At 30.4% G+C, this 13994-nt stretch carries 12 protein-coding genes; 6 read left to right on the top strand and 6 right to left on the bottom strand.

Translation table 11 applies throughout. The features are described 5' to 3' along the window. The first annotated feature begins 190 nt into the window (after positions 1-190). Complete coding sequence (locus RH82_RS11520) at positions 191-2698, top strand: ligand-binding sensor domain-containing protein (RefSeq protein WP_034060897.1); 2508 nt, start codon at positions 191-193, stop codon at positions 2696-2698. Positions 2699-3270: 572 nt separating this feature from the next. Here RH82_RS11520 and RH82_RS11525 read toward each other — a convergent pair. After that, a complete protein-coding gene (locus RH82_RS11525) occupies positions 3271-3714 on the bottom strand; it encodes a T9SS type A sorting domain-containing protein (RefSeq protein WP_034060898.1) in 444 nt (147 codons plus the stop codon). 638 nt (positions 3715-4352) lie between these two features. Here RH82_RS11525 and RH82_RS11530 point away from each other — a divergent pair. The 3 genes from RH82_RS11530 to RH82_RS11540 all read left to right on the top strand — a co-directional run bounded on the left by RH82_RS11530 (position 4353) and on the right by RH82_RS11540 (position 7158). Continuing rightward, on the top strand, positions 4353-4943 hold the full coding sequence (locus RH82_RS11530; RefSeq protein WP_034060900.1) for a HupE/UreJ family protein: 591 nt from the start codon (positions 4353-4355) through the stop codon (positions 4941-4943). Positions 4944-5106: 163 nt separating this feature from the next. Further along, entirely contained in the window at positions 5107-5538 is a 432-nt protein-coding gene (locus tag RH82_RS11535) for a deoxycytidylate deaminase (RefSeq protein ID WP_034060901.1), read from the top strand. Positions 5539-5556: 18 nt separating this feature from the next. After that, positions 5557-7158, top strand: coding sequence for a S41 family peptidase (locus tag RH82_RS11540; protein WP_034060903.1), 1602 nt, complete (start codon positions 5557-5559; stop codon positions 7156-7158). Here RH82_RS11540 and RH82_RS11545 read toward each other — a convergent pair. From RH82_RS11545 to RH82_RS11555, 3 genes are read right to left on the bottom strand one after another with little or no spacing between them, the layout of a single operon-like run. Further along, a complete protein-coding gene (locus tag RH82_RS11545; RefSeq protein WP_034060905.1) occupies positions 7148-7756 on the bottom strand; it encodes an FAD-dependent oxidoreductase in 609 nt (202 codons plus the stop codon). The two genes, RH82_RS11540 and RH82_RS11545, sit on opposite strands and share 11 nt — an antisense overlap. Beyond that, positions 7757-7954, bottom strand: a complete 198-nt coding sequence (locus tag RH82_RS11550; RefSeq protein WP_034060908.1) for a hypothetical protein — start codon at positions 7952-7954, stop codon at positions 7757-7759. A 9-nt stretch (positions 7955-7963) separates the two neighbouring features. After that, the gene (locus RH82_RS11555) at positions 7964-8545 is read right to left on the bottom strand and encodes a MarC family protein (protein ID WP_034060910.1); all 582 of its coding nucleotides are present in this window, start codon (positions 8543-8545) and stop codon (positions 7964-7966) included. A 148-nt stretch (positions 8546-8693) separates the two neighbouring features. Between RH82_RS11555 and RH82_RS11560 the strand changes: the two genes are divergently transcribed. Continuing rightward, complete coding sequence (locus RH82_RS11560) at positions 8694-9260, top strand: DUF3109 family protein (RefSeq protein WP_034060911.1); 567 nt, start codon at positions 8694-8696, stop codon at positions 9258-9260. 3 nt (positions 9261-9263) lie between these two features. Here the strand turns inward: RH82_RS11560 and RH82_RS11565 are convergent, their stop codons facing one another. Together RH82_RS11565 and RH82_RS11570 are read right to left on the bottom strand one after the other, a co-directional pair. Continuing rightward, positions 9264-11231 carry a tetratricopeptide repeat-containing sensor histidine kinase gene (locus RH82_RS11565; RefSeq protein WP_034060913.1) on the bottom strand — a complete coding sequence of 656 codons (1968 nt, stop codon included), beginning with the start codon at positions 11229-11231 and terminating at the stop codon, positions 9264-9266. A 2-nt stretch (positions 11232-11233) separates the two neighbouring features. Further along, on the bottom strand, positions 11234-11968 hold the full coding sequence (locus RH82_RS11570; protein WP_034060914.1) for a LytR/AlgR family response regulator transcription factor: 735 nt from the start codon (positions 11966-11968) through the stop codon (positions 11234-11236). Between the two features lie 751 nt (positions 11969-12719). On the opposite strand from RH82_RS11570, the gene RH82_RS11575 reads away from it, so the two are divergent. Continuing rightward, complete coding sequence (locus tag RH82_RS11575) at positions 12720-13994, top strand: ribonucleotide-diphosphate reductase subunit beta (protein WP_034060917.1); 1275 nt, start codon at positions 12720-12722, stop codon at positions 13992-13994.

The raw sequence follows: 13994 nt of genomic DNA on the forward strand, positions 1-13994 counted from the left end.
GTGTAAGTTTTAGATACTTACAACATTAATTATCAATGACTCTAAATACAACTATTAAAAAGTAAATGTTACCTGCTACTGTAAAATAGGGAAGTAATTTCATACCTATTTATGTAAAATTCATCCCTAGCGCTTGTAATTACTAAAATTTTCACACACTTTAATTGATCAAGCATTATATTTACAAACAATGAACGGAACTCTAAAGTACTGCCTACTTACTATCTTTAAACTCTTGTTTATTCAAGTAGCTTTAGGTCAAGAACCTGTATACAAAAACTTAACAATGGCAGATGGTTTGCCTAGTATGCAAGTATATGATACTTATCAAGATGTGAATGGCTATTTGTGGTTTGCTACAGATGCAGGGATTTCAAAATACAATGGAAAGGAGTTTGAAAATTTTAAAATAGAGGATGGCATTACCAGTAATACTGTATTCAAGTTTTTTCCACAAAAAAATGGTGATATTTGGTGCACAACATATAATAGTACTTTATTTTACTTTAACCCTAAAGACTACATTTTTAAAAAACCTCTTTTTCAGCTAAACATCCCTGGTAATTTTATAAACTTCCCGCCAGAAGATCTACTAGTTTTAGATGACAACACCATTTACCTATCTTACTCTAATGCAGTTGGAAAGGTGAAAATCACAAAAGACACTACTATAGTATCTAATACTAGTAAAGAGGTCAAAAACTATTCTAAATCATTAATTATTGAAAAAATAGAGGGTATTTTTTTTGGTTTTATAGGTAAAACGCTTGATAGCCAAAAATCAACCAAAAATGATAAATTCGTTTCATCGTCACCATATACTAATTTTCAATACTCCCATATTCAACAACATGGTAAATATTCTATGTTCTCTACTGCTAGAGGAGTGTATATAAAAATTGGTGATGAACTTATTTGCGCTGTTGAAGAAGGTAAACAGCCTTTAAATTTTGGCGTTTTAGATGACAACCTGTTTTGGGTTGCCTATGAATTAGGAGGATTTGGGATCTACAATTTTGATGGCACTCTCAAAAAAAGATACCTCCAATCTGTTTCAGGAACCCATATATTTAAAGACGATAGAAATGGTTTGTGGTTTAGTACATTAACGGATGGGGTCTTTTACACTTCGAATATAAATTTGGTTGAAGTTGATGATTTTAATGGAGACAGAGTCCATAAATTAAGTGTTTCAAAAAAGGATGATTTATATGTTTCTTTAGAGAACAAGTCATTATTAAAAATTAAGAATGGAAAAATATGCCTCATTATTAAAAATTCTGGAACTTATTTACGACCTATCTCATATTATGACATTATTCCTGAAATAACATGGGTTTCGCATCATACTTTTGATTTATATGGTCACCATTTAAAATATTTATCTGGTACTCCATTTAATTCCGAAACTGAAGAGTTTTTCATAGACCCGTTATTAAGTTCTGAGATAATCATTACTTCTTTGGTTGTCTCAAAAATTCTCAAGAGAGAGGAGTCTTATCTTCTAGGTACAAAATTAGGCGCTTTTAAATTGTTTGATAATTCAGAATTAATTAAAATAGAAGATGAAAAATTAAAATATAGAATTGATGATATTGAAGGCATTAATGCATTCGAGTTTTATGCTACTCACGGTAATGGTGTGCAGATTTTTAAATCTGGACACTTTGTTCAAGAGATAACAACTTCAAACGGGCTCCCTAGCAATATAATTAATGAGTTGGTTGTTAAAAATGATTCCTCAATTTTTATGTGTTCAAAAAAAGGACTGAGTGAAGCTGTCTTTAAGGAAGGTAAGTGGCATTTTTCTTCTAACCGTCTTTTAGGTTACGATGTTTCAGATGTTGAATTCATTGGAGATTCTATATGGGTAGGAACAAATTCAGGGTTATTAAAAACACCATATAACATACCAAATAAGCCTTCCCCAAAATTAAATTTACACTTACAAATTAAAGATATTACAGTAAATGACACACCTACTTTAATTGATGGTTTAACTAGCCTTAATTTTAATGAAAACAACCTAAGAATAAATTATGACGCAATTTATTTTAAAGACAATACAAAACTAAACTTTAGACACAAATTAACTTCAGAAGCAGCATGGAGCTATACCAAAAATAGATCGTTGACTTATACTCATATTGAACCAGGCTCTTATGAATTAAAAATTCAAGCTTCTATAGATGATATTCACTGGGATGAAGGTCTCGATGTTAGGTTTGTAATACTACCTCCTTTTTATCTTACTATGAGTTTTGTTATTACCATTTCCTTGTTCTTACTTCTAATAATTTATTTGATATTTAAGTATAGAATATTACTCTATAACAAAATGGTATTCGATAAAGTCATTAAGATTATCGCTAGAAAATTAAAAGCAGATGAAAACTATATCGTAATAAAAGAGCAAGGGAAGGAAATAAAGATACGCTCTCATCATATCTTTTATGTAAAATCATCTAAGAATTATTGTGAGATCCATCTTAAAGATAAAAAACATGTTGTAAGAAGCAAACTCAGTGAGATTTTTAATGAATTACCAGATAAGAGTAATTATTTAAAAATTCACCGTTCCTATTTTGTGCGGATTGATAAGATTACAGAGAAAACAAAAAACACTGTGCTAATAAAAGACAAAGAGTTGAAAGTAAGTATAACATACCTCACGCACTTAAGGGAATTAAAATTATAGTAGTAGATAAGAAATGAGTTGGCTTTTGATGGTAAAGCTATTGTTTCACAACTTAAAGCAAGTATCTAAGAGGGTCTAAATATTTTATAAAACGTCTTTCAATTCGTTTTAATTCATTGATAACAAGTACTCTTTACGCCAACTGTATATCGCTTATTAATTTCAATACCCAGTTTCTTGAGAAGTGTGCGTTCGATTCCTACTTTGAACACTTTTTAAGGCTGTAATAGCTTATAGTAAAAGGTGTTGTGTGTGTGTTGTTTAAATTTTTTACTTTATTTATTATATAATTACTCTAACAATCTATAGCGACTTTTGAGCATGTTAAGTATTTCGATTAAGAATCTGTTTTTGTAGAACATAGTGTGCAGTAGTATTTATAAGGTTCTATATAAATACTAATGAAATTCTATAAACAAATCTCAAATACGAAGATCGTTGACACTTATGTTGGAGGTGAAAGAGCTATACTAGAATACCTTAATAGGGTTACTTTATAAGTATAATATTAAAATAAAAAGCATCCACATTAATAAATGTGGATACTTTTTTGTCTGTTAAATGTGTTTTAGTTAGTTTTTGATTAACTTTTTAGTAAGACTAACATTAGATTCTGTGTTAATAATTCTAATAAAATACAAACCATCATCTTCGTTTTTTAAAGAAATAGAATTTATACCAGTATTAAATTCACCTTTTTGTAAGCTTTGTCCAATTATATTAATAATGTCGTATGATAATTTTGAAAGATCTCCAGTGTTAATATTAAATATATTTGATGAAGGATTTGGATATATTTTTAAAGTGTCAACAAGCTCATTATTATTTAAATTTAGTGATTGATTTACTAAGAATAAATGAGAGGTAGTTGCGCCAAAATTGCCATCACCGTTAAAGAGAACAGCACCACTTCCATCTTCTAGTCTAAGGGTTCCTAATCCATATGCACAACAATTTCCATCTCCAAAAGAATCATTTAGAGTAAAGGTGTAGCACTCGTTAAAATTAGTGATCATTACATCTTGAATCTCGTCTGGTTGAGCGGCGTTAGTTCCTGTGGTTGAATAAGGTCCTCCACTGCCAATAGATGTACCTAATGAATTTGTTATTTCCCAAGTTGTTTCCGCACCGTAACGATCTGGCGTAATAACTACCCGAATAGTTGTTGTTTCATGCGAATTAGGGATGTTAAAGTTTAATGTACTTGAATCGTTTAAAGCTGATTCGTCTGCGTTTCCATTAGGATTTGAAACAGAAACATTAAATGCATGCGCACCAGTTCCACTTGCAGCAATTGCGTTTAATTAATATCTTCAAAAGCAACCGTTATTAAACTTCCTGTCCCGTTAATTATTGCGGAAGTACCTGTGTCTAATTGATGAGTAATGGTTACACTTGTTAGTGTAGTGGTTCCCTTATTTGTAATGCGTATTGTGGGAATAATTGTAGTGTCACATAAATCTATTGGAATATTTGATATTGATAGTGCAGCATCATAACTAAATGTTTGTGCGGAAACGTGAAAGCTTAGTAAAAATAAAATAGTATATTTCTATTAATATTTAGCTAAATAAAAGAACAGACGTTAATTGATGAATTCTTGACGATTTATACTTTTTATTATACCTTTACAACACTTTAATTAATATATAAAATGCTTCAAGAATTTTGGTTTAACGTACAGTATGGAATTAATCACGTTTTAGATATTAATGCCTATGACCATGTGTTATTTTTAATAGTATTAACAGTTCCATACGTGTTTAAAGATTGGAAGCGTGTTTTATTATTAGTAACTATGTTTACGGTTGGTCATACCTTGTCACTTATACTTTCGACCTATGGCGTTGTAAAAGTTTCTGGAGACCTAGTAGAGTTTTTAATTCCAGTTACAATCTTAATTGTCGCTATTTTTAATATTTTCACTTCTGGAAAAGCATCAGAAAAAACAAAGATAGGAGCACTATTTATCTCAACATTATTTTTTGGCTTAGTACATGGCTTAGGCTTTGCTAGAGAATTTAAGCTATTGGTTGGCGGTGAAGATAATAAGCTGTTAACGCTTCTTGAGTTTGCTTTAGGGATTGAGTTGTCACAAGTAATTATAGTCATTGTACTGCTGCTTTTGGGTTATATAACGCAAACGGTTTTTAGGTTTACTAAACGCGATTGGATAATGGTAGTTTCGGCTATTGTTGTTGGCTTAGTAATTCCAATGTTATTAAATAGTCCGCTTTTAAAGTAGAATACGATAAAGTTTTCATAAATCTTCATTATTTGAATTGTAATAAAATACTAACACGCTATCTTCGTTGTTAGTAGTGTAATATGCACTATGTATTTTCTATATTTGAGATTAAGCTGAAAACCCTTCAGTTTTTTCGGTTTTAGAAATAATTACAGTAAATATGCCAGAAATTAAACAAAAAAAATACGATAAAGCCTATTTAAGAATTGCAAAAGAATGGGGTAAATTATCGCATTGTGAACGCAAGCAAGTTGGCGCATTAATTGTAAAAGGACGCATGATTATTAGTGATGGCTTTAATGGCACTCCAACGGGTTTCGAGAATTATTGTGAAGATGACGAAGGCTATACAAAATGGTATGTTTTACATGCAGAAGCTAATGCAATATTAAAAGTAGCATCTTCTACACAATCTTGTCAAGGCGCTACATTATATATAACATTATCACCTTGTAAAGAATGTAGTAAACTAATTCATCAAGCTGGAATTGTTCGTGTAGTTTATAAAGAAGGTTATAAAGACGATTCTGGATTGCGATTTTTACAAAAAGCTGGTATTGAAATTGTCCAAATTGAAGACTTAACAGCTTAAAAAAGTATTTAAATACAAATGAAATTAAAAATAAAATTTCTGCCTTTACTTTTAGGTGCCGCAATTGCGGTAGGTATTTTTATTGGTGGTTCTTTAGATTTTAATGATAAGTCAGACAGTCTTTTTACTTCTAATAGTAAAAAAGATAAACTTAATAGGCTTATAGATTATATAGACCATGATTATGTTGAAGATGTAAATACAGACAGTATTGTAGATGTTACAGTTAATGGTATTTTAGAATACCTCGACCCACATTCTGTATACATTCCTAAAGAGGCTATGAAAAGTGCTTCCGAAAACATGAAAGGAGACTTTGTAGGTATTGGTATGAGTTTTTATACGCACAACGATACTATTACTGTAATTAGAACTATTGAAAAAGGACCAAGTGAACGTGCTGGTTTAAAAGGAGGAGACCGTATTATTACTGCAGATGGAGATTCGCTTTTTGGTAGAGATTTAACAAATGGCGATTTGGTTAAAAAGCTTCAGGGTCCAAAAAATTCAGATGTTGTTCTAGAAGTTATTAGAAAGGGAGAGGCGAAACCTTTAAAGTTTAAAATAACTCGTGATATTATTCCAATTGTAAGCGTCGATGCGGCCTATATGTTAACCGAAACTTTAGGTTATATAAAGCTTAATCGTTTTGCAGATTCTTCTTATAAAGAATTTAAAAAAGCATTAACAACCCTTAAAAATGCCGGAGCTACGGAAATCGCATTAGATTTAAGAGAAAATCCTGGTGGCTTTTTAGGCATTGCTGTAAAAATTGTAGATGAATTTTTAGAAGATGATAAACTCATTCTTTTTACAAAAAATAAAAGCGGTAAAATTGAAAAAAGTTTTGCCACTCGTAAAGGCTCTTTCGAAGAGGGTCACGTTTATGTTTTAATAGATGAAAATTCTGCCTCAGCTAGCGAAATTGTTGCTGGTGCTTTACAAGATAACGATAAAGGGACTATTATTGGCCGTCGCTCTTACGGTAAAGGTTTAGTACAGCGCGAAATGGAACTAGGAGATGGAAGCGCTGTGAGATTAACTGTTTCTCGTTATTATACACCAACAGGGCGTTCTATTCAGCGTTCTTACAAAAAAGGGAATAGAGATTATTTCGATGACTATTATTCAAGAATAGATAGCGGTGAATTACTTGATCCAGAAAAAATTGAAATTGCAGACTCTTTAAAATTTACAACTCCAAAAGGTAAAATAGTCTATGGAGGAGGAGGAATAATACCTGATGTTTTTGTGCCTTTAGACGAAGGAATGCAAAACGAAACTATTACATTTTTACAACGGCGAGGTTATATAAATAATTTTGCTTTCGAGCAATTAGAAAAAGATAGAACTGTTTTTGAAGGTTTTACAAAAGAAGACTATGTCTTGAACTTTGAAATTACAGATCAAGTGGTTGAAGATTTTGAAGGGTATTTAAATGTAAAACGAAAAACTAATATTGTTTTTGTAACATACAAAGAAGAGATTAAGCAACATATAAAAGCTGCTTTAGCAGATCAGATTTTTGGTAATGGTGCTTTTGAAGAAGTATTAAACCAAAGAGATAACGTCATTAATGAAGTTATTAACTTAAGTTTAAATAAGGATTTTACAGACTAATTTTATCGTGAATTTTAGTTTGTTTTCCATTATTCCAAAGCGTTAAAATATCTGTAGCAACATGAGCTCCACTTCCTGAAGCAATTGCAAATTGACTGCGCCAACCTGCTAAAGTTCCAGCTACATATAAATTATCTTCAATTAAATGATTTGTGTTTTCAAGCCAAATTCTGTCCTTTTCGGCAGCAGCTCTTGGGTGTGGTTTAATATAGTTTTCTAAACCTTCAATGGTTAATAAACTTGTGTAACCCACAGCTACAACGATACGCTTGGTATTGTATTCTCTTTTATTTGTAGCGACTAAAAAGCCTTCAGAAAGTTTAGAAATAGCGTTAACTTTTTCATTTTCAATTTGAATGACCGCTGGATATAAATCTGCTAATTGTTGTTTGCCTTCAGTTAAAATATCTTTTCCTAAAATACCTGGTTTTAAACCTAATACATTATTGAATAATGCGTTTTGTAAGTGAGACGTTTTTTGATGCGTAATTATGGCAACTTTTTTACCTTCGGCAAATGGTTTTTTTAAACCTGAGCCTAAAACTAAAGCGCAAGATAAACCAGCTGCTCCACCACCAATAATTAATGTATCTAACATTTAGCTTTTGCTCTTTGCTTCAATTTTTTTAGAAACTCTTAGAATTTGAAGTAATAATAACGCACAAAAAGAGGCTAAAATAGTAATAGCAGCAATCATGCTTTCTCCTTTAAGAGGGCCTTCGAAATCTAGTTTTGTTACATTGTAAATTATTAATCCAATGGCAATAATACTGAGTATAAGGGTAAATGTTTTCATAATACAAAGTTAAGCAAAAAGAATTTTAACGTTGTGTGCAAATAGCTTAATTGCAATAGCTAGCAGTATAACTCCAAACACTTTTCTAATAATGCTAATCCCATTCTGGCCTATAAAACGTTCGATTCTGCTAGACGTTTTTAGTACAATATAAATTACTATTACATTCAATAAAACAGCCAGAATAATATTTTCTATTTCGTATTCTGCTCTAAGCGAGAGTAATGTTGTTAAACTTCCAGGACCAGCAATTAATGGAAAGGCTAATGGAAATACCGAAGCTGTCATTGGGTTTGTATCTTCTTCTTTATATAATGTAATGCCTAGAATCATCTCTAAAGCAATAAAAAACAAGATAAAAGAACCCGCTACAGCAAAAGAACTTACGTCTATACCAATAAGGTTTAATATGCTTTTTCCTAGAAATAAAAAGGCAATTAAAATAATTCCTGCAATAATTGAAGCTTTTTCACTTTGAATGTGTCCTGCTTTTTTACGTAAATCAATAATAATGGGTATGTTTCCAACAATATCTATTACTGCAAACAGCACCATAAACACGGTAAATATCTCCTTAAAATTAAAATTCATAACTCTATATTCTTAAATTTTGCGCAAAAGTACTTCTTAATAACAGATTTGCAATATTAATTTAATGTTAAATTTTAGATGAATTTTATTATCCTTTTAATTGAACATTTTCGTGTTATATTTGCAATAATTAGAGATTAAATTAAGTATGTTTCAATTAGGAAAAACAATAGTTTCTGAAGCTATTATAGAAAACGATTTTGTGTGTAACCTTTCGGCATGTAAAGGTGCTTGTTGTATAGACGGAGATGCTGGAGCGCCTTTGACTGTTGAGGAAACACATATTCTTGAAGCCATTTACCCAAAAGTAAAACCGTTTTTAAGACAAGAAGGAATTGATGTTATTGAGGCACAAGGGACTTCTGTAAAAACTGCTACAGGTGAATTAGAAACACCATTGATTAATGGGGCAGATTGTGCATATGTTATTTTTGATGAAAAGAACACTGCTTTATGCGCTATAGAAGAGGCTTATAATCAGGGCGAAGTAACATGGAAAAAACCAATATCTTGCCATCTATATCCTATTAGAGTTAAGGATTATACTGAGTTTTCTGCAGTTAACTATGATAAATGGGAAATTTGTGACGATGCTTGTAGTCTAGGAAAAGAGTTTCAAGTGCCTGTTTATAAATTTGTTAAAGAAGCGTTGATTAGAAAATTTGGTGAAGATTGGTATTCTGAATTAGAAAAAGTAGCAAAAACCATGAAATAACAGTTAGGCAGTTTTTAGTCCATGTATTTCTTTTACCGGTACTTCAATAGTAACCTTAGTTCCAGTTGGTGTGTTATCCTTATATAAATCCTCAATGTACAATTTATAGGAATTGGTGTAGTTTTTATAGAAATACTCTAAACGTTGTTTGGTTAAACCAATGCCTACAGATTTTCTTTTAAGTAACTTTTTTTCTTTAATTTTTGCAGCAGCTTTTCTTCCAATACCATTATCAGTAATTGAAATAGTTACAAATTCTGAAGTTTTTTTAGAAACATGAATAGTCATAATTTTATCTTCTTTTTTAGACGATAAACCATGCCATAATGCATTCTCCAAAAAAGGCTGAAGGACTAAAGAAGGTACTTTTATGCTTTCTATATTAATGTCTTTATCTACAGAATGACTGTACTTAATTTGGTTAGAAAAACGAATGTTTTCAATATTCATATACAAATCCATAGTTTCTAATTCTTCGGCTAAAGAAATTTCTTTTTCGGTTGAAGCAATTAAAATCTTACGAATAAGTTTAGAGAATTTATTAAGGTAATAAACAGCGTTCTCCTTTTCATTATTAATAATATAGAGTTTAATGGAGTTAAGCGAGTTGAAAATGAAATGTGGATTCATTTGACTTCGCAGCATATCTTGCTCTAATGTTAATATTTTCTTTTCGTTTTTAAGCCGTTTATGTCGATTAAAAAAGAATAATACAGCTACCAAAAAAAACAAAGCGACAATAGTTGTAAAAGCTGTTTTTCGATTTTTGTCTAATTTTAAATTTGCTAATTCATTTTGTTTTGCTAAAAATTTTATTTGGTTATTTTTCTTTTCTGTTTCGTATTCAAATCTAACGCTATTAACATATTGAGCATTTTCCTTGTTTATTATACTTTGTTCAAGGCTAACAGCTGTTTGGTATTGTTTTAGAGCTAAAGAAGAATATCCTAGTTTTTCATTTAGTTTTGATAATTGTTTGTTTGCGCTTGCAACTGAAGAAATTAGGTTATAATCTTCTGCAACAGCTAACCCTTTTTCTAAATTGGCCTTAGATAGTTTGTTTTTTCCTAATTGGCTTTGTGCCCAACCAAGTGTTATATATGCAGAAGCGATATAGAATTTATCGCCTTTTTCTTCGGCTAATGCAATTGTAGGCTCGATTATTTCAAGAGCCGCTTCGGGCTTATTTTGCTTTACATAAACACCGCCAATACTGTTTTTACATATTATTCTACCAATATCAGAATCTATATTTTCGTTATATTCTAAAGATTTAAAATAGCTTTCTAATGCGTCATCAAGTTTGTCATGTGCTTCATAAACGGCACCAATGTTATGGTAGTTTATGGCTAGACCTAGTTCGTTATCTGCAGCAATTTCTAGTGCTAAAGATTTTTTAAATTCATTTAAAGCATAATCATATTGTCTTATGCTTAAATAAATATTACCCATACTATTATGGCTAACAGCAATACTTTTTTGAAGGCTTTTAGTTTTTTTTGGTTGAGATTCGGCTAGTGCTAAAGCGTCTTGATGGTAGTCTAAAGCGGGTCTAATTTTATCTTGCCTTCTAGCAACAACACCCAGCATATTTAAACTTACAATTTCGTATTTCACTAAATTATTTTCTTTGGAGGTCTTATATGCTTGCTCTAAAGTTTTTTGCGCCTTTTCGAATAAGGATTTATTTCGATATTGATTCCCTAATACAATATTTGCAAACACCTCACCTTCAGTATAGTTTGCTGCTATACTTTTTTGTAAAAGTGTTCTCATTTTTGTGGTGTCGTACTTGTTTTTGTAAATGGCGTATTCTAAAGCGCTATAACTCTTATGGTTTACTTTAATAATACTATCTGCTAACACATTAAAATTTTGTTTGCCTTTTTGTGCTTGTGCCAATACAATTGTGCATAACAATAAAAGGAATGTTATGCTGCTGTTTGTATAAGAAAGAATTTTTAATGTCATTATTATAGTTTTTCTAGAAAGTCCGATTTTCTTTGACGTGCAACTGGGATTTTGTGGTTAGATTCCATAACAACGTAGCCATCAGTTTTTAAGAATTCTTTAATTTTTGAAAGATTTATTACATACGAATTATGAATTCTAAAAAAATCACCTTCAGGTAATAAAGCGTTTACCTCTTTTAATTTCTTTGTTACTAATACTTTTTGACCATCGTTTAGAAATATGGTGCTGTAATTACCATCGGATTCCACAAATAGAATGTCCTCTATATTTATGAATAATAGTTTGCCATCTGTATTAATGGTTATCTTCTTTTTGTTTTTTGTGTTTGTAAAATTTATGAGTAAATCTTCTATTTTATCAGAATTGATAACACGTGATCTAAATTTTTTAATTTTTAAAATGGTTTCTTGTAAATCGTCTGAGTCTACTGGTTTTAGTAAATAGTCTAACGCTTCGTGTTTTAAGGCTTTAATTGCATACTCATCGTATGCTGTTGTGATTATAACGGCGATATCTTTTTGGTTAAGTTCTTCTAAAAACTGAAAACCATCCATTGTAGGCATCTGTATGTCTAGAAACAAACAGTCGGGAGTAGTGTTACTTAAATATTCTAGAGCGTCTTCTGGTATCGAAAACGTTTTTACAATTTCTATTTCATCACTAAAATTAGTGAGTTCCCAACTTAAACCTTGTATGGCTTTTGGTTCATCGTCAACAATTACAGCTTTAAGCATATTAAGGAGATTATGATATAAATATAAAACATAAAATAGACTTGGTATATGTTTTTTGTGTAAGTGGTAAATAATGATGTGTAAATAGTATAAAATGCTTCTTTTTTAGAATCTCTTTCTCCTTAGTATAATTAAGTATATAATATACCAAGCATACAAAAAACCAAACCAATTATACATTTTTATATTTTATTTTTGGATTTAACACATATCTTTTTTAAAGATTAGTTTTAGGTGGTTTAAAACAGCTAAAAAATTCTTGATAACAACCACTTTATAAAGATTTTACTATTAATCAATCAATTAAAATGAGCAGCACAATGTGTTGCTTATTTTTAGTTTTATTAAAATATTAAATTATTTTGGGTGATTAGATTTATTGAATAAAACTAATAAAAAACACCTATTTTTATATTTTAATATTCCCTTATTTTACTGCTTGTAGCGTAGTATACGTGATTTTAAAACGCTGAAAACTAGTATTTTACATAAATAACACGAAATTCGCTGAAAAACAAGGTAAACACTACGTTGTTAAAAACTTGTTGACAACGTTTACAAAATACCCTTTCATTTTTAAGTACAATTAGCAATCTTTGTAGGAGGCATAAAAAATCTAGTTTTTTTAATAATACGCCCAATTGTTCTCTTATAAAAAAAGAGAAATTTTAACACGTTTTTTACAGATTATCCAATAAAATTTGAACGATTCAACTCATTCTAATAACTATATAGCTATTAAAATAAAATTATGGAGATTACACAAATTATAAAAAGAGATTACGAAACAAGTCCTTTTGTTTTAAATAAAATATCTAATGCTATAGAAAAAGCCATGCTTTCTGTTGGGAATGGTACAAAAGAAGATGCACAAGAAATTTCAGCAAACGTTCTAGATACGTTAACACAAAGAAAAATAATTGATAATAGATATTTGCCAACAGTAGAGCAAGTGCAAGATCTTGTTGAAGAAAAATTAATGGTAAGCGCGTTTCCTAATGTTGCTAAAGCTTATATTCTATATAGAGATGAGCAAACTAGAAATAGAAAAACAAACATTTTCGAAAAGCGAATTAACTTAAAACCATACGAATATCCAGCACTTAATGATTATGTAGATGCTATTAGGCATTCGTACTGGATTCATTCAGAATTTAATTTTACAAGCGACATACAAGACTTTAAAACAAGACTTACTATTGTAGAGCAAAATGCTATTAAAAATACGATGCTTGCAATTTCTCAAATAGAAGTTGCCGTGAAGAGTTTTTGGGGAGATATCTATAATAAAATGCCAAAACCAGAAATTGGTTCTGTAGGCGCAACTTTTGCAGAAAGCGAAGTAAGACATCATGATGCCTATTCGCACTTACTAGAAATTTTAGGATTAAACAATGAGTTTAAAAACCTAAAAAAGAAACCTGTAATAATGCGTCGCGTGCAATATTTAGAAATAGCCTTAAAAAACGCAAAAAGTGAAGACAATAAAGAATTTGCAGAATCCATTTTATTATTCTCACTATTTATTGAGCACGTTTCTTTATTCTCACAGTTTTTAATAATAATGGCTTTTAATAAGCATAAAAATATGCTTAAAGGTGTTTCTAATGTAGTAGAAGCAACGTCTAAAGAAGAACAGATTCATGGTGATTTTGGAATAGATATTATTAAAATAATTAAAGATGAAAATCCAACGTGGTTTGATGCTGCGCATGCCACTCAAGTACAAGATTTATGTAAAGAAGCCTTTGCTTCTGAAAGTAATATAATTGACTGGATCTTTGAAGCAGGAGAATTAGACTTTTTACCAAAAGATGTTATCAATGAATTTATTAAAAAACGTTTTAATAACTCTTTAGAAAGTATTGGAATTGAAAAAGTATTTGAAATAAATGAAGAATTAGTAGCACAAACCGAATGGTTTGATGATGAAATTATAGGTACAAAACATGGAGATTTCTTCGTGAAACGATCTATCAACTATAGTAAGAGAACAAAAAGTATAACTAGCGACGACCTATTCTAA

The organism is Lacinutrix jangbogonensis (assembly GCF_000797445.1).
Taxonomy (GTDB): domain Bacteria; phylum Bacteroidota; class Bacteroidia; order Flavobacteriales; family Flavobacteriaceae; genus Lacinutrix; species Lacinutrix jangbogonensis.

What these genes read in the sequence shown, in the direction of transcription:
- RH82_RS11535 (WP_034060901.1), top strand. Translation starts at nt 5,107, where the DNA reads ATGCCAGAAATTAAACAAAAAAAATACGATAAAGCCTATTTAAGAATT.
- RH82_RS11560 (WP_034060911.1), top strand. Translation starts at nt 8,694, where the DNA reads ATGTTTCAATTAGGAAAAACAATAGTTTCTGAAGCTATTATAGAAAAC.
- RH82_RS11545 (WP_034060905.1), bottom strand. Translation starts at nt 7,756, where the DNA reads ATGTTAGATACATTAATTATTGGTGGTGGAGCAGCTGGTTTATCTTGC.
- RH82_RS11555 (WP_034060910.1), bottom strand. Translation starts at nt 8,545, where the DNA reads ATGAATTTTAATTTTAAGGAGATATTTACCGTGTTTATGGTGCTGTTT.
- RH82_RS11525 (WP_034060898.1), bottom strand. Translation starts at nt 3,714, where the DNA reads ATGATCACTAATTTTAACGAGTGCTACACCTTTACTCTAAATGATTCT.
- RH82_RS11550 (WP_034060908.1), bottom strand. Translation starts at nt 7,954, where the DNA reads ATGAAAACATTTACCCTTATACTCAGTATTATTGCCATTGGATTAATA.
- RH82_RS11540 (WP_034060903.1), top strand. Translation starts at nt 5,557, where the DNA reads ATGAAATTAAAAATAAAATTTCTGCCTTTACTTTTAGGTGCCGCAATT.
- RH82_RS11520 (WP_034060897.1), top strand. Translation starts at nt 191, where the DNA reads ATGAACGGAACTCTAAAGTACTGCCTACTTACTATCTTTAAACTCTTG.
- RH82_RS11565 (WP_034060913.1), bottom strand. Translation starts at nt 11,231, where the DNA reads ATGACATTAAAAATTCTTTCTTATACAAACAGCAGCATAACATTCCTT.
- RH82_RS11530 (WP_034060900.1), top strand. Translation starts at nt 4,353, where the DNA reads ATGCTTCAAGAATTTTGGTTTAACGTACAGTATGGAATTAATCACGTT.
- RH82_RS11570 (WP_034060914.1), bottom strand. Translation starts at nt 11,968, where the DNA reads ATGCTTAAAGCTGTAATTGTTGACGATGAACCAAAAGCCATACAAGGT.
- RH82_RS11575 (WP_034060917.1), top strand. Translation starts at nt 12,720, where the DNA reads ATGGAGATTACACAAATTATAAAAAGAGATTACGAAACAAGTCCTTTT.